The 21,291-nt window shown below is 70.2% G+C and carries 18 protein-coding genes; all 18 read right to left on the bottom strand.

Features of this window, described 5'->3' with window-relative positions:
- Positions 1–96 precede the first annotated feature (96 nt).
- Entirely contained in the window at positions 97–642 is a 546-nt protein-coding gene (locus APR04_RS15875) for an NUDIX hydrolase (RefSeq protein ID WP_253871832.1), read from the bottom strand.
- Entirely contained in the window at positions 639–4,187 is a 3,549-nt protein-coding gene (gene dnaE / locus APR04_RS15870) for a DNA polymerase III subunit alpha (protein WP_253871831.1), read from the bottom strand. Before dnaE ends, APR04_RS15875 begins: the two co-directional genes overlap by 4 nt.
- Positions 4,188–4,249: 62 nt before the next feature.
- Positions 4,250–5,179 (bottom strand): RluA family pseudouridine synthase, encoded by a 930-nt coding sequence (locus tag APR04_RS15865; protein WP_253871829.1) that lies wholly within the window; start codon positions 5,177–5,179, stop codon positions 4,250–4,252.
- Positions 5,179–5,805, bottom strand: a complete 627-nt coding sequence (locus APR04_RS15860; protein ID WP_253871827.1) for a signal peptidase II — start codon at positions 5,803–5,805, stop codon at positions 5,179–5,181. Before APR04_RS15860 ends, APR04_RS15865 begins: the two co-directional genes overlap by 1 nt.
- 239 nt (positions 5,806–6,044) lie before the next feature.
- Positions 6,045–6,422, bottom strand: coding sequence for a hypothetical protein (locus APR04_RS15855; RefSeq protein ID WP_253871825.1), 378 nt, complete (start codon positions 6,420–6,422; stop codon positions 6,045–6,047).
- Between the two features lie 560 nt (positions 6,423–6,982).
- Complete coding sequence (locus APR04_RS15850) at positions 6,983–7,450, bottom strand: TraR/DksA family transcriptional regulator (RefSeq protein WP_253871823.1); 468 nt, start codon at positions 7,448–7,450, stop codon at positions 6,983–6,985.
- Between the two features lie 181 nt (positions 7,451–7,631).
- Positions 7,632–8,276, bottom strand: coding sequence for a DivIVA domain-containing protein (locus tag APR04_RS15845; protein ID WP_253871821.1), 645 nt, complete (start codon positions 8,274–8,276; stop codon positions 7,632–7,634).
- A 265-nt stretch (positions 8,277–8,541) separates the two neighbouring features.
- The gene (locus APR04_RS15840; protein WP_253871819.1) at positions 8,542–8,820 is read right to left on the bottom strand and encodes a YggT family protein; all 279 of its coding nucleotides are present in this window, start codon (positions 8,818–8,820) and stop codon (positions 8,542–8,544) included.
- A 161-nt stretch (positions 8,821–8,981) separates the two neighbouring features.
- Positions 8,982–9,452, bottom strand: a complete 471-nt coding sequence (locus APR04_RS15835) for a cell division protein SepF (protein ID WP_253871817.1) — start codon at positions 9,450–9,452, stop codon at positions 8,982–8,984.
- A gap of 269 nt (positions 9,453–9,721) precedes the next feature.
- Positions 9,722–10,513, bottom strand: coding sequence for a purine nucleoside phosphorylase YfiH/LACC1 family protein (locus tag APR04_RS15830; RefSeq protein ID WP_253871815.1), 792 nt, complete (start codon positions 10,511–10,513; stop codon positions 9,722–9,724).
- 37 nt (positions 10,514–10,550) lie between these two features.
- Entirely contained in the window at positions 10,551–11,903 is a 1,353-nt protein-coding gene (ftsZ, locus tag APR04_RS15825) for a cell division protein FtsZ (RefSeq protein WP_253871813.1), read from the bottom strand.
- A gap of 225 nt (positions 11,904–12,128) precedes the next feature.
- Positions 12,129–13,181, bottom strand: coding sequence for a cell division protein FtsQ/DivIB (locus tag APR04_RS15820; protein WP_253871811.1), 1,053 nt, complete (start codon positions 13,179–13,181; stop codon positions 12,129–12,131).
- On the bottom strand, positions 13,181–14,701 hold the full coding sequence (gene murC / locus APR04_RS15815; RefSeq protein ID WP_253871809.1) for a UDP-N-acetylmuramate--L-alanine ligase: 1,521 nt from the start codon (positions 14,699–14,701) through the stop codon (positions 13,181–13,183). Before murC ends, APR04_RS15820 begins: the two co-directional genes overlap by 1 nt.
- The gene (gene murG / locus APR04_RS15810; RefSeq protein ID WP_253871807.1) at positions 14,698–15,861 is read right to left on the bottom strand and encodes an undecaprenyldiphospho-muramoylpentapeptide beta-N-acetylglucosaminyltransferase; all 1,164 of its coding nucleotides are present in this window, start codon (positions 15,859–15,861) and stop codon (positions 14,698–14,700) included. Before murG ends, murC begins: the two co-directional genes overlap by 4 nt.
- A gap of 113 nt (positions 15,862–15,974) precedes the next feature.
- On the bottom strand, positions 15,975–17,198 hold the full coding sequence (locus APR04_RS15805) for an FtsW/RodA/SpoVE family cell cycle protein (RefSeq protein WP_253871805.1): 1,224 nt from the start codon (positions 17,196–17,198) through the stop codon (positions 15,975–15,977).
- 36 nt (positions 17,199–17,234) lie between these two features.
- A complete protein-coding gene (gene murD, locus APR04_RS15800) occupies positions 17,235–18,716 on the bottom strand; it encodes a UDP-N-acetylmuramoyl-L-alanine--D-glutamate ligase (protein ID WP_253871803.1) in 1,482 nt (493 codons plus the stop codon).
- Complete coding sequence (gene mraY / locus APR04_RS15795) at positions 18,713–19,795, bottom strand: phospho-N-acetylmuramoyl-pentapeptide-transferase (RefSeq protein ID WP_253871801.1); 1,083 nt, start codon at positions 19,793–19,795, stop codon at positions 18,713–18,715. Before mraY ends, murD begins: the two co-directional genes overlap by 4 nt.
- Positions 19,792–21,252 (bottom strand): UDP-N-acetylmuramoyl-tripeptide--D-alanyl-D-alanine ligase, encoded by a 1,461-nt coding sequence (locus APR04_RS15790; RefSeq protein ID WP_253871799.1) that lies wholly within the window; start codon positions 21,250–21,252, stop codon positions 19,792–19,794. Before APR04_RS15790 ends, mraY begins: the two co-directional genes overlap by 4 nt.
- Positions 21,253–21,291: the final 39 nt, after the last annotated feature.

The raw sequence follows: 21,291 nt of genomic DNA, 5'->3' as shown, positions 1-21,291 counted from the left end.
CGAGACCGGGGCGGCCGACAAACTCCGCCCTCATGACGGTGGGCGACGCGCGTCGCGCGAGGTGAAGCTGTCCACCTGTACCCCGGGGGCACCGCGTCAGAACCCGTACGGCAGGATCCGCGGCATCTCCGTGCCATGCCGCCCGGCGTCGTGCACCGCTCGCAGCACAGCCAGCTCGTGCGGCACCACCGGCTCCGGCAGCGCGACGAACGGGAACCAGGCCAGGTCGGCAGCCTTCTCGGGTTCCTGGATCGTCGGCGTCCCGGTCCAGCGGGTCACCTCGAACATGAAGTCCACGCGCTGCTCGATCGCCGGCCCGCCCGGTTCCCCCCGGTGCAGCACCGTCAGCGGACGGACGTCCTCGGGCGCCACGACCACCCCGAGCTCCTCGTGGGCCTCACGCACGGCGGTGTCGATCACCGACTCCCCCTCCTCGACGTGCCCCGCTGCCGCGCAGGCCCAGAACCCGTCGCGGTAGCCGGTGCCCTGCCGCAGCTGGAGCAGCACCTGCCCCTCACGCCGGAAGTACAGGTACGCGGCGGGCACGAGGGCGAAGCGTGCGTGGTCACCATCGCGATAGCGGTCCGTGTCGGCCGGCGGTTCCGGGACGTGCCGGGAGGTGGTGCCCGGAGCTTTCGTCATGAGAGGCAGCCCTGCCCGAGCAGCGCCTTGAGGTCACCGAACAGGGCCGGCGACTTCTCCACCCGCAGGCTGTCGGAGGCCCGCACCAGCGTCTTCTTGCCCGGCTCGGCCACGACGACGTGCACCTCCGCCGAACCCGGGTGCGTCGCGAGCACCTCCCGCAGCTTCACGATGACGGGCTCGACCGCCCGGCTGTGCGGCACTGTCACGGCCAGCGGCGAGTCGGACCCGACGGTGATGTCCGGCAGGGCCACCTCCATGGCCTGTAGCTGCATCGACTCGTCGCGGCGGCGCACCTTGCCGCGCAGCACGACCACCTGGTCCTCCGCGAGCATCGTCGAGTACGCGAGGTACGTCTCCCCGAAGAACATCACCTCGACGGCGCCCTCCAGGTCCTCGACCGTCACCGCGGCCCACGGGTTGCCGTTCTTGCTCATCTTGCGCTGCACCGAGGTCAGGAGGCCCGCCACGGTCACCACGGAGTTGTCCGGCCGGTGCTCGTCGGTGAGGAGCGAAGCGATCGAGGTGTCGGCGGCCCGCTGCAGCACGTGCTCCAGCCCGGACAGCGGGTGGTCGCTCACGTACAGCCCGAGCATCTCGCGCTCGAACTGAAGCTTCTGCTTCTTCTCCCAGTCCGGCAGGTCCGGGACCTCGACGGAGAAGCCCATGCCCGCCTCGTCGTCCGAACCGCCGAAGTCCGCGAACAGGTCGAACTGGCCCTCTGCCTCCTTGCGCTTCACGCTGATCACGGAGTCGACGGCCTGCTCGTGCACCACGAGCAGCGAGCGCCGCGTGTGCCCGAGCGAGTCAAAGGCCCCCGCCTTGATGAGCGACTCGATGGTGCGCTTGTTGCAGACGGGCGCCGGGACCTTGTCGAGGAAGTCCTGGAACGACGTGAAGGCGCCCTTGGCCTCGCGGCTCTCCACGATCGCGTCGACGACGTTGCGGCCGACGTTGCGCACGCCGGTGAGCCCGAAGCGGATGTCGCCCTTGACCGCCGTGAACTTGGCGGCGGAGTCGTTGACGTCAGGCGGGAGAACGGTGATGCCCATGCGACGGCACTCGTTGAGGTAGAGCGCCATCTTGTCCTTGTTGTCGCCCACCGACTGAAGCAGGCCGGCCATGTACTCGGCCGGGTAGTTCGCCTTGAGGTAGGCGGTCCAGTACGCGACGAGGCCGTAGCCGGCGGAGTGCGCCTTGTTGAAGGCATAGCCGGCGAACGGGACGAGCGTGTCCCAGACCGCCTTGATGGCGGCGGCGCTGTACCCCTTCTCCTTGGCGCCCTTCTCGAAGTTGACGTACTCCTTGGCCAGCACCTCGGGCTTCTTCTTGCCCATGGCCCTGCGCAGCAGGTCGGCCTGGCCGAGCGTATAGCCGGCCATGATCTGGGCGGCGCGCTGCACCTGCTCCTGGTAGACGATCAGGCCGTACGTCTCGTCCAGGATCTCCGCGAACGGCTCCACGACCTCAGGGTGGATCGCCTCGATCTTCTGCTGCCCGTTCTTGCGCAGGGCGTAGTTGATGTGCGAGTTCATGCCCATCGGCCCTGGCCGGTACAGGGCGATGACGGCGGAGACGTCCTCGAAGTTGTCGGGTCGCATCTGCCGCAGCAGGGAGCGCATGGCCCCGCCGTCGAGCTGGAACACGCCGAGCGTGTTGCCGCTGGCGAGCAGCTCGTAGGTGGCCTTGTCGTCGAGCTCCACGTGCTCGATGTCGACCGGGTCCTTGCCGTTCATCACGATGTTCTCGAGCGCGTCGTCGAGGATCGTGAGGTTGCGCAGGCCCAGGAAGTCCATCTTGATGAGGCCTAGGCCCTCGGACGTGGGGTAGTCGAACTGCGTGATGATCGCGCCGTCCTGCGGGCGCTTCATGATCGGGATGATGTCGATCAGCGGGTCGCTCGACATGATGACGCCGGCCGCGTGGACGCCCCACTGCCGCTTCAGGCCCTCGATACCGCGTGCCAGCTCGACGACGCGCTGCGCCTCGGGGTCGGTGTCGTGCACCTGGCGGAACTCCGACGCCTCCGAGTACCGCTCGTGCTTCGGGTCGAAGATGCCCGACAGCGGGATGTCCTTGCCCATCACGGCGGGAGGCATCGCCTTGGTCAGCTTCTCCCCCATGGCGAAGGGGAAGCCGAGCAGCCGCGCCGAGTCCTTGACGGCCTGCTTGGCCTTGATGGTGCCGTAGGTGACGATCATCGCCACGCGGTCGTCGCCGTACTTCTCCGTGACGTACCGGATGGCCTCACCGCGCCGACGCTCGTCGAAGTCCACGTCGACGTCGGGCATGGAGACGCGCTCAGGGTTGAGGAAGCGCTCGAAGATGAGGCCGTGCACCAGCGGGTCCAGCTCGGTGATGCCCATCAGGTAGGACACCATCGACCCGGCGGCCGACCCGCGCCCAGGCCCCACGCGGATGCCCTGCTGCTTGGACCAGTTGATGAAGTCGGCGACCACGAGGAAGTACCCAGGGAAGCCCATCTGGATGATGACCCCGACCTCGTAGTCGGCCTGCGTGCGCACCGCGTCCGAGTACCCGTTCGGATACCGGCGGAGCAGCCCTGCCTCGACCTCCTTGATGAACCACGAGATCTCGTCCTCCCCCTCGGGGACGGGGAACCGTGGCATGTAGTTGGCCGACGTGTTGAACGAGACCTCGCACTGCTCGGCGATGAGCAGCGTGTTGTCGCACGCCTCGGGAAGCTCCTTGAAGACCTTCCGCATCTCGGCGGCCGACTTCACGTAGTAGCCCGTCCCGCCGAACCGGAAGCGGTTCGGGTCGTCCAGGGTGGACCCGGAGTTGATCGCGAGCAGCGCCTCCTGGCTGGTCGCGTCCTCCTCCCGCACGTAGTGCAGGTCGTTGGTGGCCACCAGCGGCGCACCGATCGTCTTGCTCAGCTCGATCAGCTGCTTGGTCACCCGGGTCTCGATGTCGAGCCCGTGGTCCATCAGCTCGACGAAGTAGTTCTCCTTGCCGAAGATCTCCTGCAGCTCGCCCGCCTGCCGGACCGCCTCGTCCCACTGGCCCAGCCGGAGCCGCACCTGGATCTCGCTCGACGGGCAGCCGGTCGTCGCGATGAGCCCCTCGGAGTACCGCTCCAGCAGGTCCCGGTCCATGCGGGGCCACTTGCCCATCTGGCCCTCCAGGGAGGCCAGCGACGACGCCCGGAACAGGTTGTGCATGCCGGTGTTGTTCTTGCTCAGCAGCGTCATGTGGGTGTACGCACCACGCGCCGAGACGTCGTCGGACTCCTGGCCCGCCTCGCCATACCGCACCCGGGTCTGGTCGAACCGGCTGGTGCCGGGCGTGACGTAGGCCTCGATGCCGATGATCGGCTTGATGCCCGCCTTCTGCGCCTGTGCCCAGAACTCGTGCGCACCGAACAGATACCCATGGTCGGTCGTCGCGATGGCGCTCTGCCCCTGCCGCCCGACCTCCTCCATGAGGTCGCCGATCCGCGCCGCGCCGTCCAGCATCGAGAACTCGGTGTGGACGTGGAGATGGACGAAGTCGTCGCTCTTCGAAGCGGTGGCGGTCGGCATGCCCACGAGTCTAAGAGCGGTCACCGACACTCCTGCCCAGCAACGCCGAGCAGAAGGTCACATCACCGGTACGCGCCCCGCACGACTTCGAGAGCCGCCTCCAGATCGGCCGGGTAGTCGGACTCGACCTCGACCCGCCGCCCCGTCGTCGGGTGCTCGAAGCCGAGCCGGTGCGCGTGCAGCCACTGTCGCGTCAGCCCGACCTTGGAGGCCAGCACAGGGTCCGCGCCATAGGTCAGGTCGCCGACGAGCGGGTGGCGCAGCGCGGCGAGGTGCACCCGGATCTGGTGGGTCCGCCCGGTCTCGAGGCGCACCTCCAGCAGGGAGGCCGCCGACAGCATCTCCAACGTCTCGTAGTGCGTCACCGACGGCTTGCCGTCCGAGACCACCGCGAACTTCCAGTCCGAGCTCGGGTGCCTGCCGATGGGCGCGTCGACGGTGCCCGACGTCGGGTCGGGGTGGCCCTGGGCGAGCGCGTGGTAGATCTTGTCGACGGTGCGCTCCTTGAAGGCACGCTTGAGCCCGGTGTACGCGAGCTCCGACTTCGCCACGACCATCAGCCCTGACGTCCCGACGTCGAGGCGGTGCACGATGCCCTGGCGTTCGGCAGCGCCCGACGTCGACACGCGGTAGCCCGCCGCCACCAGCGCGCCCACCACGGTCGGGCCGGTCCAGCCCGGTGAGGGGTGCGCCGCCACGCCGACCGGTTTGTCGATCACGACCAGGTCGTCGTCGTCGTACACGATGCCCATGCCGGGTACCGGCTCCGGCACCACCTCGACGGCGGGCCGCTCCTCCGGCATGTCCACCTCGAGCCAGCCACCGGGGAGCACGCGGTCCGACTTGCCCACCTGGCGCCCGTCGAGGTGCACGGCACCGGCTTCGGCGAGCTCCGCCGCCCGGGTCCTGGAGAGGCCCAGCATGCGGGCCAGCGCGGCATCGACGCGGTCGCCCGCGAGCCCGTCGGGGACGGGCAGCGTCCGTAGGGCCATCAGGCAGGGTCGCCCTGGTCGCCGCGGGGCGAGTCGTCGTCCACCTTGTCGGCCGGCTCTTCGTCCGTGTGCCGCTTGCCGTCGAGGCCGATCCCCCGCAACGACATCCATGCGATCAGCACCGCGGCGGAGACGACGGCGATGTCGGCGACGTTGCCGACGAAGAAGCCCGCGTAGTCGATGAAGTCCACGACATGGCCGCGCGCGAACCCGGGCTCCCGCGCCAGGCGGTCCACGAGGTTCCCGAGGGCGCCGCCGAGCAGCAGGCCGAGCGCGACCGCCCAGCCGCGCGACCCGATCCGCCCGATCGCCCGGACGATGAACACCACGACGACGGTCACGACGATAGTCAGGATCCACGTGTAGCCCGAGGCGATCGACAGCGCCGCTCCTGGGTTGTAGATCAGCCGGATCCCGAGCAGGTCGCCCAGGACCGGGATGGTGGGCGCGTTCGCGACCAGCGCGGACTCGGCCCACCACTTGGTCAGCTGGTCGGCGGCCAGGACGACGGCCGCGAGCACAGCGGTCCAGATGATCAGCACACGGCTGCCCGAGGGCGGGGGCGTGGCTGCTGCGGGATCCGTCTCGCCGCCGGCCACGGCGGAAGGTTCAGCGGGAGTAGACATCAGGAAAAGTCTCCCATGCCGCGGGCGGTACCGGGTCCGCACGCCCGGTGGCCGGACGTCTGGGCGGCCACGTCCGCGCCACCGGCGGGATTGGCAACGTTCGGCAACTGATTCTTGATCAAAAAGCGATATGGCCAGACAGAGCAGTGGGGCCCTTTCCCGAAGATCCGGGAAAGGGCCCCACCTGATGCAACATTACCTTCGTGTCACCGCACGACGGCAGTCAACTGACGAATGAGTCAGTTGCAGGCGACGACGAGGCAGTTCTCGTTCAGGATGCCACTCAGGATGTCGCTCAGAACCTCGACCTCGACGTCGTTCAGGACGTTGATCGACTCGTCGCCGACCCGGTCCTCGTCGTAGTCGACGTCGACGTCCGTGTCGTCACCGTGGTGGCCGTGGCGGTCCTTGTCACCGTGGCCGTGGCCGTGGTCCCAGTCGTCGCCGTAGCCGCCGGTGGTGAGCACCGGGGTGGTCGTGGTGCCGAGCACGTCGGTCGCGCTGTGGACCGTCTCCGTCACGCTGGTAGCGTCGATCGTGTCGAGCAGCTCGGGCGTCTCGCCCAGCGCGCTCGCACCCGATGCCGCAGCGACGACCATACCGGCCGACACAACCACGGCTGCCCCTGCACGGCAGGCTGCACGGAATCCTCGGATCATTGTGTTTCCCCCTCGAATAACTCAGTCGGAATTGAGGTGAACCACACATGTGTGTTTCACCTGGATGAGCATCTGACGGGAGATTCACCCTGTCAATCGGAACGTGGCAGGGGCAGAGGCACGGGAATCAGACATTCCAGGACCGAACCCCACACTATTGCGGTAGGAATACCCGTAAGCCGGACATCACAGGGTTGATATCGGGAATTCGGGTCGCTTGTCTTCGCCACTGTGACCGGGCGTCCGAACGGCATCCGGAAGCTCGATCGATCGCTCGCGGGCCTGGCTTGGTGGGCCTGCCGCGCACGCGCTACCAGCCCGGCCGTCCGGGCAGACGTCAGCCCGTACGCAGAGCGATAGCGCACAGGTCCACCACTCGGCTCGAACTGGTCTGGACGACCTGGTCGAACCGAGTGATGGACCTGTGCGCTATCTGCCGAAGCTTGTCTATGACCGGCGACGACGCCGGTCAGGACGCGACCCGATCACGAGCCTCTCCACCGCCGTGGCCAACGGACTCAGGCCCCGCGACGCTCCTCGCGCGCCTTGGCCTCGACCGACAGCGTGGCCCGCGGGAAGGCCTGGAGCCGTGCCTTGCCGATCGGCAGGTCCGTGACCTCGCACGTGGCGTACGTACCCTTCCGGATACGGTCGAGCGCGTGGTTGGTCTGGTCCAGCAGGTCACGCATGTTGTTGACGAGCGTGAGCTCCTGCTCGCGCTCCAGGGCGCTCGAGCCGTAGTCGGCCTGGTCGTCGCCGGCGCCGTCGCCGGAGTTCCGCAACAGGTCGGACAGCTCGCGGTCCGCCGTCTCCAGCTCGCGTTCCAGGCGCTCCTTGTCTTCGAGGAGGAGCGCGGCCAGCTCTTCGGCCTCACGCGCCGTCCAAGGTTCTTCGCCTTCACGGACGGGAAACTTCTTCACGTCACGCGTCAGGTTCGGGAACTCTTGCTTGATCGCGGCTCGCGTCGCAGTCGAGATCTTGGTCATGAATTCCCCTTCACGGTCGCCCCCGGTGGTCAAGTGCACGAAGCGTAAGCACAAGCAGCCAGACGCACAACGGGGCACGCCGACGTGGCGTGCCCCAATCATGGGTGCGTCTGGCGCATCGCGCGCGGCGGCCGGGCGTGAGGTGGGGACGCCCGGCCGCCTCGCTCGACGAGTGCTGCTGTCAGATGCCCTGGGCCATCTCGGCCGGACGGCCTGACCGCTGGCTGTTCTGCGGCGGCAGAGCCGAGCCGCGCGCGTCGAGGTCACCCAGCAGGTTCTGCAGGAAGCTCTTCAGACGCGTGCGGTAGTCACGCTCGAAGACGCGCAGCTCGTCGATCTTGCGCTCGAGGAGCGAGCGCTCCTGCTCGAGCTGGGAGAGCGTGCGGTGCGAGGCCTCCTCGGCGTCGCGCACGATGCGCGCGCCCTCGGTCTTGGCCTCCGTGATGAGGCGGTCGCCCTCCTCCTGGCCCGAGCGCACGTAGTCGTCGTGCAGCTTCTGCGCCAGCTGGAGCATTCCTGTCGCGGACTCCGGCTCCGGACCGTTCCCCTTGAGCCCTGCAGCAGGGCCCGCCGGCATGACCGGCGCGGCGACGGGCGCAGACTGAGCGCGGGCCGGGCTGGCAGCGTCGTTGCGCGAGAGCTCGGCGATCCGCCGCTCGGCGGCCGCGACCTTCTGCCGGAGGCCCTCGTTCTCCTCCTGGACGTTGGTCAGGGTCCGCACGACCTCGTCGAGGAAGTCGTCGACCTCCTCGACGTCGTAGCCTTCGCGGAACTTCGTCGCGGAGAACTTCTTGTTGAGGATGTCCTCTGCAGTAAGCAGTGCCATCGTGTCACCTCGAAAGTTAGAACGTAGGAACGCAGAACACGGACGCCGGCGCTGCCAAGCCGCGCGCCCTCCGCCGAAGCCCACGGTAGCGGACGACATCGGCGCGGGACACCGGGAGCACCCCCGGGCACGATTTCCTCACAGAGTGTGCCGTGTCACCCCAGGCCGTATCCATGCATCGGTCAATGTTTCCGCGGACCTCGCCACCTGCCGCCGACCAGGCACGCATCGAACCAGCACAGATTCAGCACGTGACCGGTCCGCACTAGAGCTGACCGACCAGTGACGAGAGCAGCGAGACGCCGAAGAACAGGACGATGAACGCCAGGTCCAGCTGGACCTGGCCCAGCCGCAACGGCGGGATCAGTCGGCGCAGGAACCGGAGAGGCGGGTCGGTGACCGTGTAGATCGCCTCGGCGATCACGAGCAGCACACCACGAGGCCGCCAGTCCCGGGCAAAGAACTGCACCCAGTCGAAGATGAGCCGTCCGATGAGGAACAGCAGGAAGAGCCACAGGAGGAAGCCGATGAAGTCCCAGATCACAAGGAACAACCTAACCTGTCCCGGCTGGGAGTAGCGCGAACTGCCCGGCTGTGCGCCCTGCGAGTCCGACGGCCGGCACACGGAGACACCCGCGCGCGGACACGAGTGAGGGGCGGCCGCCGCGGCGACCGCCCCTCAGTCATCGTCCCGATGTGTCGGGCTCAGCTCTGGTTGTAGAAGCCGCCGCGTCCGTTCGGCTTCTCGGCGGGAACCTGCTCCTCGGCCGCGATCTCCACGTGCTCGGGCGAGAGCAGGAAGACCTTGTTGGTCACCCGCTCGATCGAGCCGTGCAGACCGAAGATCAGGCCGGCGGAGAAATCGACCAGGCGCTTGGCGTCGGCGTCGTCCATGTCGGAGAGATTCATGATGACGGGGGTTCCGGCGCGGAAGGCCTCGCCGATGCTCCGCGCGTCGTTGTACGACCGCGGGTGCACCGTCGTGATCCGGCGGAGGTCCGAGGAAGACAGCGCCTCACGCGGCACGCCGTCGCGGTGCAGCGGCGTGACCTGCGCGTGCCGGTGATCCTCCACGTTTTCCTCCAGGCCCTCGTCGTAGTCGTCGAGGTACTCCTGCTCGCCCTGATCGTCGGCGAGGCCCAGATACAGCATGGTCTTGCGAAGTGCTCCGGCCATCGCTCTTTCTCCGTTCGTCGCCTGCTGCGCGTCCTTCTGTCTCGGTGTCCAGCGGGCCCGTACAACAGGTCCGACCTTGACCCCTGGTCGAGGTCGCCTTGACAAAAGTAGCCCGGCGCAATCCGACCCGGAAGCGCGACACGCCGTGCCACGAACAACTTTGCCAAAGTTGTTCAGCGATTGCTCGCTAAAAACGACATCAGTGTAATTTCGCAGGTCAGAGCGTTGTTATCGGCGTGTCGCAGACACCGGAACGGGGCAGGTGGCGGTCAAATGAGCGCGATGATGCCAGCTTGCCGTCCTGTTGTGGTACCTGCCGCACTGGCCCGGCGGTGCGAGAACAGGTCCGGGTCCTCGAGCGTGCAGCGCTCGACGCGCATCGCCTCGACACCACGGGCGGCGAGCTGCGCGACCACCCCGGACGGCAGGTCCAGCCCCGGCGTGCCCTCCCTCGTGGTCGCGAAGGTCGCGGGCACGGCCGCGGCGACCTCGTCGCGCATCGTGGCAGGAACCTCGTAGCACCGTCCGCAGACCGCCGGCCCCACGACGGCGCGCACCCGCGCGGGGTCGGCACCCCGCGCGACGAGCGCGTCCATGGCGCGGTGCACCACACCGGACAGCACACCGTTACGGCCGGCGTGCGCCACCCCGACCACCCGCGCTCCCGGGTCGGCAAGGAGGACCGGCACGCAGTCGGCCACCAGGACGCCGAGGCCAAGGCCGCGCTCGGCGGTGACGAGCGCGTCGGCCTCCCCCGCCGACGCCGGTGCCCGGCGGGCTGCCCACCGGGTGCGCTCGGCAGGACCGAGCTCGAGCACGCGGTCGCCGTGCACCTGGGTGGCGAAGGCGACGGGCGCGCCGAGCCGCTCGGCGGCCAGGGAACGGTTGACCGCCACGCGCTCGGCGGAGTCGGACACGTTCAGGCCGAGGTTCAGGCCGCCGCTGCCCGACGTCGACCACGGGGCCGGCGACACGCCGCCCGTGGCGGTCGTGAAGAAGGCGTGCACCCCGTCGCCTAGATCGACGGGGTGCACGCCTGCAAGGGTCCGGGTGTCGCTCACGTGTGCGAGAGTACCCGGCGGACAAACTCCGAGCCGGTCACTTCAGGAAGTCGGGGACGTCCAGGTCCTCCGAGGTGCGGCGAGGGTTCTCGTCGTACAGCGGCGGGACCTCGACACGCTCACCCTGCTCCCGGCCGACCTCCTGCCGGTTGAACGAGCCCTGCACCACGACGGCCGGCTCGTCCAGCGTGCGCGGCACGTCGTCCGAGCCCTCGTCGTCGATCACGCGGGGCAGCGTCGACACCGGCGACGGCTGCTGCGTCGGCGGGACCGACGGCGGCATCCCGTTCCCGCCGACGTACTCGGGTGCGCGGCGCGCCGCGTCCGACACGTCGGGCAGCGGCACCGGCGCCGTGGCCGGGCTCCGGGTCGCCGCGGGGGCGGGGGCGGCGACCGCGCCGGCCACCTGACCGAGCGCGCGGTTGTCCTTCCGCTCCTTGGGCAGACCACCGTCGAAGCCCGCGGCGATGACCGTGACGCGGACCTCGTCGCCCAGGGCGTCGTCGATGACCGTCCCGAAGATGATGTTCGCCTCCGGGTGGGCGGCCTCCTGTACCAGCCGCGCGGCCTCGTGCACCTCGAAGAGACCGAGGTCGCTACCACCCTGGATCGACAGCAGCACACCGTGCGCGCCGTCGATCGAGGCCTCGAGCAGCGGCGACGATATCGCCAGCTCCGCTGCTTGCACCGCGCGGTCCTCGCCCCGTGCCGAGCCGATACCCATGAGCGCGGAACCGGCACCCTGCATGACCGACTTCACGTCCGCGAAGTCCAGGTTGATCAGGCCGGGCGTGGTGATGAGGTCGGTGATGCCCTGGACACCGGAGTGCAGGACCTGGTCGGCGGAGTGGAACGCCGCGATCGCGGACACGTTCCGGTCCGACATCGACAGGAGCCGGTCGTTCGGGATGACGATCAGCGTGTCGACCTCGTCGCGCAGGTTCTCGATACCGCTGTCGGCCTGCACCGCGCGGCGGCGGCCCTCGAACGTGAACGGCCGGGTCACGACCCCGACGGTCAGCGCGCCGAGCGAGCGCGCGATGCGCGCCACGACGGGTGCGCCGCCCGTGCCGGTGCCGCCGCCCTCGCCCGCGGTGACGAAGACCATGTCGGCGCCACGGAGGACGTCCTCGATCTCTTCCGCGTGGTCCTCGGCGGCCTTCTTGCCGACCTCCGGGTCCGCGCCGGCGCCGAGGCCGCGCGTGAGCTCCCGGCCGACGTCGAGCTTGACGTCGGCGTCCGACATCAGGAGTGCCTGTGCGTCAGTGTTGATCGCGATGAACTCGACGCCCTTGAGGCCGACCTCGATCATGCGGTTGACGGCGTTCACACCACCGCCGCCGATACCGACCACCTTGATTACTGCCAGGTAGTTCTGCGGAGTTGCCACGTCGTCGCCTTTCGATTCGGGTCCCGAGCCCCGACTCTCATCCCTAAGACCTTCAAGTTGAGGTAGAGGGTTAGAGTTATGTCAGGTTGCTGCTGTGTTCGACGGTAGGTGTGCCGCCGTGGTGTGTCGACGACATCGTCGCGCGTGTCGCGCAACGATGCACGCGAGAAATTACATGGATGTCATTTTTGGTCCCGACAAGCTCGAACAGCGGCGGACCCGGTATCAGTTCGTGACCGGCAGGCCGGGCGACGACACGTCGATCGTCTTCGCCGAAGGCTCTGCGCGCAGCAGCGTCTGCGCCACCTTGGTCTTGAGCTCGACCTGCGCTCCGCTCCCCCACCGGATCACGCGCCCGTCCGACAGCGTGGTGCGCACGTCGTCCTGCGTCGCCGCGCTCACCGTCTGGATGTCGGCGGTCAGTCGCGGTGGCAGGGCGCCCAGCACCTCGAGGGCCGCGTCCATGGCGCGGCGGCCGGCCGCACCGTCGGCGAGCGAGACCACGATCGAGGGCAGATCGTCGGGAGCGTCCTCGGCCGTGCCCACCCGCACTCCCTCTGCGTCCATCAGGGCGTAGACGTCGCCCGCCTGCGGTACCGCCGCCACCGGCTCCCTGGACGTGAGGACCACTGCGAGGCCGTCCGGCCAGGACCGAGTGATCTCCACGTCCTTGACGGCGTTCATCGCGAGGATCTCCTCGCGCAGGTGCACCGTGTCGATCCGGGGCAGCGGCACGCCCGCCTCGTCCGTCACGGCCTCGCGCACCTCCCCGACGTCGACGGTCGTGCCCTGCCCGGAGATCCGCACCTGCTCCGGGTCGAGCGCGAGCAGCGGCGAGAAGAACGCCACCCACACCAGCCCCGCGGCGGCCGCTACCGCCGCGACGGTCCAGCCGATGCGCCGCCACACGCGGTAGCGGGCCATCGCCGTGCGCTCGGCGAGGCGATCGGCCAGCCGGTCCGAGACCACGTCGTCGCGGGTGCCCGACGGCGCCGGGCGGCCCGGGCCGGGCCGGGCCTGCGGGCGCTTCGCCGGTGCCGAGGGCAGCTGCCGCACCGGCTCGCCGGCCGGAGGCCGCTGGGCAGGCACTCTCGTGCCGGGGGCCGTGCGGCCGGGCCGGGCCGGCGCAGGGGCCCGCTGGGCGGGCTCCTGCGCCGGGGCGCCTCGGGCAGCAGAGCCCTTGGCCTCCCGGCCCTTCTTTCCTTGCTGTGCCGGACCCTGGCCTGCGGGGCGCGGCCGTGCCGTGCCCGCGGCGCGAGGACGCGCGGGCGGGCGCATCAGTCCTCGCCCAGCCCCGAGGTCGGGGCGACCGTCGAGTCGAGACCCGCCACACGGCCGGTCAGGCGCGCCAGGACGGCGGGGCCGAGCTGCGTCACGTCACCGGCGCCGACCGTGAGCACCACGTCACCCGGTCGGGCGAGATCGGCGATCGCGTGCGCGGCATCGAGGCGGTCCGGCACCGCGTAGGCAGCGCCGTGATCGGTCATCAGGTCGACGATCGTGTTCGCCGTGATCGACGGGTCGCGCTCCTCGCGGGCCCCGTAGATGTCCGTGACCACCACCTCGTCGGCGGCGGACAGCTCCTTGGCGAAGCTCTCGGCGAAGGTCTTGGTGCGCGAGTACAGGTGCGGCTGGAACAGGACGAGCACGCGGCCGCCGTCGGCGATCTCGCGCGCCGCCGTGAGGACCGCCCGGATCTCCGTGGGGTGGTGCCCGTAGTCGTCGATGACGCGCACGCCGTCGGCGGTGCCCTTCTCCTCGAAGCGGCGGCCCGTGCCGACGAACGCCTCGACACCGGCGACTGCCTGCTCGGGCGCGACGCCCAGCTTCACCGCGACGATGACGGCGGCGGTCGCGTTGAGCACGTTGTGCTTTCCGGGGACCGAAAGCCGCATGGGGATGCCCGGCACCGTGCCGGACACGCCGGCGCCGTCGGCCACCTGCTCGTTCGTGCCGAGGATGTCGCCGCGCAGCACGGCCGTGGTGCCCTCTGCCGTGGTCGAGATGTCCGTGACCCGCACGCGTGCGGTGTCGTTGGTGCCGTAGGTGATGACGTGGCCGCCCGTGGCGCAGATCGTGGCGCCCACCGAGAGCGAGCCCTCGTCGTCGGCGCACGCGATGAGCCAGCCGTCGGACACCAGGCGACGCGCGAACCGGATGAACGCACCGTTGAACGCCTCCGGCGTCCCGTAGTGGTCCAGGTGGTCCGCCTCGACGTTCGTCACCACCGCGATGGTGGGCGTGTAGTTCAGGAACGAGCCGTCCGACTCGTCGGCCTCGGCCACGAGCACGTCGGACGCACCCAGGTGACCGCCAGGCGTCGACCCTGTCGCGGTGCGCACGGTGCTGCCGATCGCGTACGACGGGTCGAGGCCCGCCTCGCGCAGGATCGTCGCGATCATCGCCGACGTGGTCGTCTTGCCGTGCGCGCCGGCCACGGCGACACCGCGCGACCCCTCCATCAGGGCCGCCAGCGCCTGCGAGCGGTGCAGCACGTTCAGGCGGCGGGCGCGTGCGGCGGCGAGCTCCGGGTTGTCCTCGTGGACGGCGCTGGAGATCACCACGGAGTCCACCCCCGTGAGATGGGCCGGATCATGGCCGACCCACACCTTGACGCCAGCGGCGCGCAGGGCCTCCAGCGTCTCCGACTCGGCGGCGTCCGAGCCCTGCACGGACACACCGCGTCCGGCGAGCAGCCGGGCGACGACGGACATGCCCGCCCCGCCTATGCCGATCATGTGCACGCGTCCGAGCCGTGCGACCTGACCCGTCATCTGATCCGTGACCGTGGTGCTCATGACCTGACCTCCGTGGTGTCGGTTCCTGCTGACCGTACGGCTTGCTCGACGAGATCGACGACGCGTGCCGCGCCGTCGCTGGTGCCGGCCGACCGTGCGGCCTTCGCCATGACACCGAGCCGCTCGCGGTCCGCGAGCAGCGTAGGAACGTTGCTGGACACCCAGTCGGGTGTGAGGTCCGCGTCGTCCACCAGCAGACCACCACCCGCCTCCACCAGCGGGGCCGCGTTGAGCCGCTGCTCGCCGTTCCCGATCGGCAGCGGCACGTAGACGGCGGGGATGCCGAGCGCCGCGTGCTCGGCCACCGAGCCCGCGCCGGAGCGGCAGACCACCAGGTCCGCGACCGCGTAGGCGAGCTCCATCTGCTCCAGGTACTCGCGGACCTGGTAGCGCCGGTCGTCGAGGGCGGGGACCGCCGCCAGCGTCTCGCGCACCTCGTCGCTCTTGCCCTTGCCGGTCAGGTGCAGCACCTGCGCGCCCGCGGCGAGGATCTGGGCCGCGGCACCGGACACCGCGCGGTTCAGGTTCAGCGCACCGAGGGAGCCGCCCGTGACGACGAGGGTCGGCAGCGCCGGGTCCAGGCCCAGCTCCGCGGCGGCCCGGGCACGCGCGCCCGGCGCGTCGGCCTCGCGCTCGTGCACGAGGGCCGCGATGGCCTGTCGCAGCGGCAGGCCCGTCAGGACTCCGCCGCGCAGGGGCGTGCCCGCGAACGTGAGACCCACGCGGGCCGCCCACCGAGCGCCGAGCCGGTTGGCCAGACCCGGCCGGGCGTTCTGCTCGTGGATCACGATCGGCACGCCCTTGCGCTTGGCCGCGAGGTACGCCGGTGTGGCCACGTACCCGCCGAAACCGATGACGGCCTGCGCGTCGATCTCGTCGATAGCGTCCTCCGCCACCTTCACGGCGGCGGCCAGCCTGCCCGGCAGACGCAGCAGGTCAGGGCTGGGCCGGCGCGGCATGGGCACGCGCGGGACGGGCCGCAGCTCGTAGCCACGTGCGGGCACGAGCTCGGCCTCAAGGCCGGTCGTGGTACCGAGCGCGAGCACGCGCGCGCCGGGCTCCCGGCGTCGCACCTCGTCGGCCACCGCGAGCAAGGGGTTCACGTGTCCCGCGCTACCGCCACCGGCGAGCACCACCGACACAACTGCTGAGCTCATCATCACCTTCTCGTCGTCGCCCGGACGTACGTTCCGGGCGGATCGGTGCGCTGGGGCCCCATGAACGCGACCTGAGGTGCCGGATCTCGCCATGGATGGAGCCACCGTGCACATTTCTACCGTCTACGGACCGCGCCGCCCAGCACAGCCAGTGACTTGCGGACGACGCTACCGCGTGCAGCCAGTGCCTTGGCAGCCCCGGGCTCCGTCCGGGCGAAGGAGATCACCATCCCGAGGGCGGCCATCGTGGTGATCAGCGCGGAACCGCCGGCGGACACCAGCGGGAGCGGCACGCCGATCACCGGCAGGACGCCGATCACCACGCCGATGTTCACGAAGGCCTGACCCACGACCCAGCAGCCGACGGCGGCCGTGGCGACCTTGACGAACGGGTCGGTGTGCCGCTGGATCACCCGGCTCATCGCGAGCCCGAGCACGGCGATCAGCGTCAGGACCAGCACCGTGCCGAACAGGCCGAGCTCCTCGCCGATCACCGCGAAGATGAAGTCGTTGTGCGCCTCGGGCAGATAGCTCCACTTCTCGCGGCTGCCGCCCAGGCCTACCCCGAACAGCCCGCCGGTACCCAGCCCGAACAGACCGTGCAGGGACTGGTAGCACTCCGACGCCTCGTCGCACTCGGCGCCGTAGGTCGCGATGATGCGCTGCAGCCGGTCCCCGCCGTCCTGCTGCAGGATGAACACGTAGCCCACGACGAACGCCGCCAGTGCGCTGCCGAGAGCCATGAAGGACAGGGGCACGCCCGCCACGAAGAAGGCCCCCGCCACCAGGAGGCCCATCACGAGCGCCGTGCCAAGGTCTCCGCCGGCGAGCACCAGGCCGAGCACCACGACCGCGCCGGGCACTGCCGGCATCATCGCGTGCGACCACCTGCCCAGCAGCGGCTGCTTGCGGCCCAGCACGGTGCCGAGCCAGATCGCGAGGGCGAGCTTGGCGAGCTCGGACGGCTGGAACGCGAACGAGCCGAGCGGAAGCCAGTTCTGCTGACCGTTCCTGATCTCGCCAAGGAAGATGACCGCCACGAGCAGGGCCAGCGCCACCGCGAGCCCCGGCAGCGCGAGCCGCTTGTACCAGCGGACGGGCAGGTGCGCGGCGGCGACCAGCACGGGCAGGCCGATCAGGGCGTACTGCGCCTGGACGAGGAACGCCGCGTACGGGGACTCGTCCGCTGCGATCGACGTCACCGTCGAGCTGGACAGCACCATGATCAGGCCGATCACGGTCAGCAGGCCGGTGGTGCCCACCAGGAGGTAGTAGCTGGAGACGTTGGAGTTCCAGGTCACGGGCTGGTAGGACCCGCGGCTCGTACCCGTCGTGGCCATCCCCTACCCCTCCTGCGGCTCGGCGAGCCCTCCGGCTCAGGTGGTGAGCTCACGCACCACACGTGCGAACTCCTCGCCGCGCTGGGCGTACGAGACGAACTGGTCCTGAGAGGCGCCCGCCGGGGCCAGCAGAACGGTGTCTCCCGGCTGTGCCAGGTCCCGCGCTGCGGCTACCGCCCGGCGCATCACGGACTCAGTGTCACCGGGATCTATCACGACAACCGGGATCTGCGGGGCGTGTCGGGCAAGCGTGTCGGCCAGCGGACCCGGGTCGGCCCCGATGACGACGGCGGCGCGCAGGCGGTCGGCACGGGACGTCACCAGCTCGTCGAACGTGGCCCCCTTGGCCAGTCCACCGGCGATCCAGACCACCGTGCCGTGGGCGAGACCCGCCAGCGAGGCGGCAGCGGAGTGCGCGTTCGTCGCCTTCGAGTCGTTCACGTACGTGACGTCGTCCGCCGTGGCCACCCGCTGGATGCGGTGCTCGCTCGGGCCGAACGACCGCAGGCCGTCGCGGACGGCGGCGGCCGGCACGCCGTGGGCACGGGCCAGCGCGGCGGCGGCCAGGGCGTCCGCGACGATGTGGGTGGGCACCACACCGTTCTGGTCGCCCAGCTGCTTCAGGTCGGCGAGGGTGCCGAGCTCTGCAGCGCTCTTGCGGCGGTCGGGGTCGTCGTCCGCGGCGTGGAAGGCGCGGTCCACGAGCACGTCGTCGACCAGCCCGAGGTCGCCGGGGCGGGGCGCGCCGACCGCGAAGCCGACGGCGCGCGCGCCCTCGACGACGTCGGCCTCGCGTACCAGGTCCTCGGTCGTGGGATCGGCGACGTTGTAGACGCAGGCCACCCGGACGCCTCCGTAGACGCGGCCCTTGTCGCGCGTGTACGCGTCGACCGAGCCGTGCCAGTCGAGGTGGTCGGGCGAGACGTTCAGGACCGCGCCGGCCTCAAGGGACATCGTGTGGGTGAAGTGGAGCTGGAAGCTGGAGAGCTCCACCGCCACGACGTCGAGGGCCGGGTCGAGCGCCGCCTCCACGAGGGAGCGGCCGACGTTCCCCACTGCGGCGGTGCGCAGGCCTGCCGCGCGCAGGATCGCCGCCAGCATCTCGACGGTGGTCGTCTTACCGTTGGAGCCGGTGATGCCGAGCCACGGAGCAGGCTTGTCCGACCCCGCACGGTCGACCCGCAGGCGCCAGGCGAGCTCGACCTCGCTCCACACGGGAACGCCAGCGGCCAGCGCCGCCGCGACGACCGGGTGGTGCGGCGCGAAGCCCGGCGAGGCGACCAGCAGGTCGGTCTGCGCCAGCACCGCGGCCGCAGCGGTGTCGTCGAGACCGGAGTGGTCGGCGTCGTCGGCCTTGTCGTCGACGGTGACCAGGGTGGCCACCCGCGGCTCGAGGACCCGCTGGAGCGACCGCCCGGTGACACCGAGCCCCGCCAGGACGACCCGGGCCCCGGCCAGGGGGACACGCGGCTCGACCGTGCCGTACAGGTTCCCGGACGCGCCAGGGCCTTGCGTCACGAAGCGACCCACTCGGCGTAGAAGATGCCCATGCCCAGGCCCGCGAGCAGGCCGGCGATGAGCCAGAACCGGATGACGATCGTGACCTCGCCCCACCCGGACAGCTCGAAGTGGTGGTGCAGTGGCGTCATCTTGAACACCCGCTTGCCGGTCATCTTGAAGAACCCGACCTGGATCACCACGGACGAGACGATGAGCACGAACATGCCGCCGATGATCACGGCCAGCAGCTCGGTGCGGCTCAGGATCGACAGGCCGGCCAGGGCGCCGCCCAGGGCGAGCGAGCCGGTGTCGCCCATGAAGATCTTGGCGGGGTTCGCGTTCCACCAGAGGAAGCCGACGCAGGCGCCCGTGACGGCGGCCGCGACGATCGCGAGGTCCTGCGGGTCGCGCACCTCGTAGCAGCGTGGTCCCGCTGTGGCCAGGAACTGGCACGACTGGTTGAGCTGCCAGATGCCGACCAGCACGTACGCGCCGAAGGTGATGATCGAGACGCCGGTGGCCAGACCGTCCAGGCCGTCGGTCAGGTTCACCGCGTTGGACCAGGCCGACACCAGCAGGTTGGCCCAGATCACGAAGAGGATGACGCCGAGGGTGGCACCGGCGAACGCCAGGTCGATCTCGGTGTCGCGCAGGAACGAGATCTTGGTCGACGCAGGGGTGCGCGAGTTCTCGTTGGGGAACTGCAGCGCGAGCACGGCGAAGGAGATGCCGACGATGCCCTGGCCGAGCAGCTTGGCCCGCGCGGTCAGGCCCAGCGACCGCTGCTTACGGATCTTGGTGAAGTCGTCGAGGAAGCCGACCAGGCCGAGACCTGCCATGAGGTAGATCGCGAGCAGCGCCGACACGCTCGGCAGCCGCCCCGACACGAGCATCGAGGCCGCGAACCCGATCAGGGTCGCCGCGATGATGACGACGCCGCCCATGGTGGGCGTACCGCGCTTGATGAAGTGCCCCGTCGGGCCGTCCTGGCGGACGAACTGGCCGTAGTTCTTGTGGACCAGGAACCGGATGAAGACCGGCGTGCCCAGCAGGGCGACGAGCAGCGCCACTGCGGCGCTGACCAGGATCGCGATCACTTGTTGTTGTCCTTAGGTGTCAGAGCCATCGACAGGTGGTCCCCGAGCTCGGCCAGCCCGGCACCGAGGGACGACTTCACGAGCACGACGTCGCCGGGCTCCAGCGACTCGTCCAGCATCGAGCGGGCGGCCGCCAGGTCGGGCACGAAGATCGACTCCGACCCCCAGGACCCTTCCTGCATGGCGCCCTCGTGGATGTGATAGGCGCCGTCGCCGACCACGATCAGCTGCTTGATGTTCAGCCGTACCACGAGGCGGCCTATCTCGTCGTGCGCGGCGCGCGCCCCGTCGCCAAGCTCGAGCATCTCGCCGAGCACCGCGACCGAGCGGCGGGTGCGGCCCGACATGACGGCGAGCGTGCGCAGTGCGGCCTTCATCGAGTCGGGGTTCGCGTTGTACGCGTCGTCGATCACGGTGACGCCGTCGGGCCGCTCGGTGACGGCCATCCGGTGCGGGCTCAGCGCGGTGGCGCCGGAGAGCCGCCGCGCGACGTCGGACGCGGTCACGCCGAGGCGCAGCGCCACCGTCGCGGCCGCGAGCGCGTTGCTGACGTGGTGCGGTCCGACGAGCTGCAGCGCGACGTCGGCGCGTTGCTCGTCGGCGCCGTCGGCCCTGGCGACGCGCAACGTGAAGCTCGCGCGGCCGGCGGGGTCGACGGTGATGTCCTCCGCACGGACGTCGGCCGACGGGATGGTGCCGAAGGTCTGGACCGTCGTACCGGGCATGGCCCGGCCCGCCATGGCGGTGACCCGCAGGTCGTCGGCGTTGAGCACCACGGTGCCGCCGTCGACGACGCCCTCGACCATCTCACCCTTGGTCTGCGCGATGGCCTCGACGCTGCCGAAGTGACCGACGTGCGCGACACCGACGGCCAGCACGACGCCGACGTCGGGCGGCGCTATGCGCGTGAGGTAGGCGATGTTGCCGATCCGGTCGGCGCCCATCTCGAGCACCAGGTAGCGCGTCGCGGTGGTGACCCGCAGCACGGTCAGCGGCAGGCCGATCTCGTTGTTGAACGAGCCCTTGGGGACGATGATCGCGTGCTCACCGCCGGCCTCCGGGCCGAGGAGCTGGCCGAGCAGGTCCTTGGTGGTGGTCTTGCCGACCGAGCCGGTCACGGCTACGACCCGTGGCACGACCGCGCCGTCCGCTCGGCCCCGTACCGTCGCGAGGACGTGCCGGGCCAGGTCGCCGAGGGCTGCCTGGGGGTCGTCCACCACGACGGTCGGCAGACCGTCCAGCGCACGGGCGGCGAGCACCAGTGCGGCGCCCGCCTCCACCGCGGTGGCCGCGAAGTCATGTCCGTCCACCCGCTCGCCCGGCAGCGCCACGAACAGCGCACCGGGCCCCGCCTGACGCGAGTCCACGATCACCGCCCCCGTGACCGTCACGTCCGGGTCCGCGTGCAGCCGCCCGCCGGTGGCTGCAGCGACCTGCGCCGCAGTCAGCTCGATCATGCCTGTGGTGTCCTCTCCTGCATGGGGTCCTGCTCGGGT

The sequence above is a fragment of the Promicromonospora umidemergens genome (genome assembly GCF_024171995.1).
Classification (GTDB): domain Bacteria; phylum Actinomycetota; class Actinomycetes; order Actinomycetales; family Cellulomonadaceae; genus Promicromonospora; species Promicromonospora umidemergens.
This window is presented reverse-complemented; position numbering and strand designations above follow the sequence as displayed.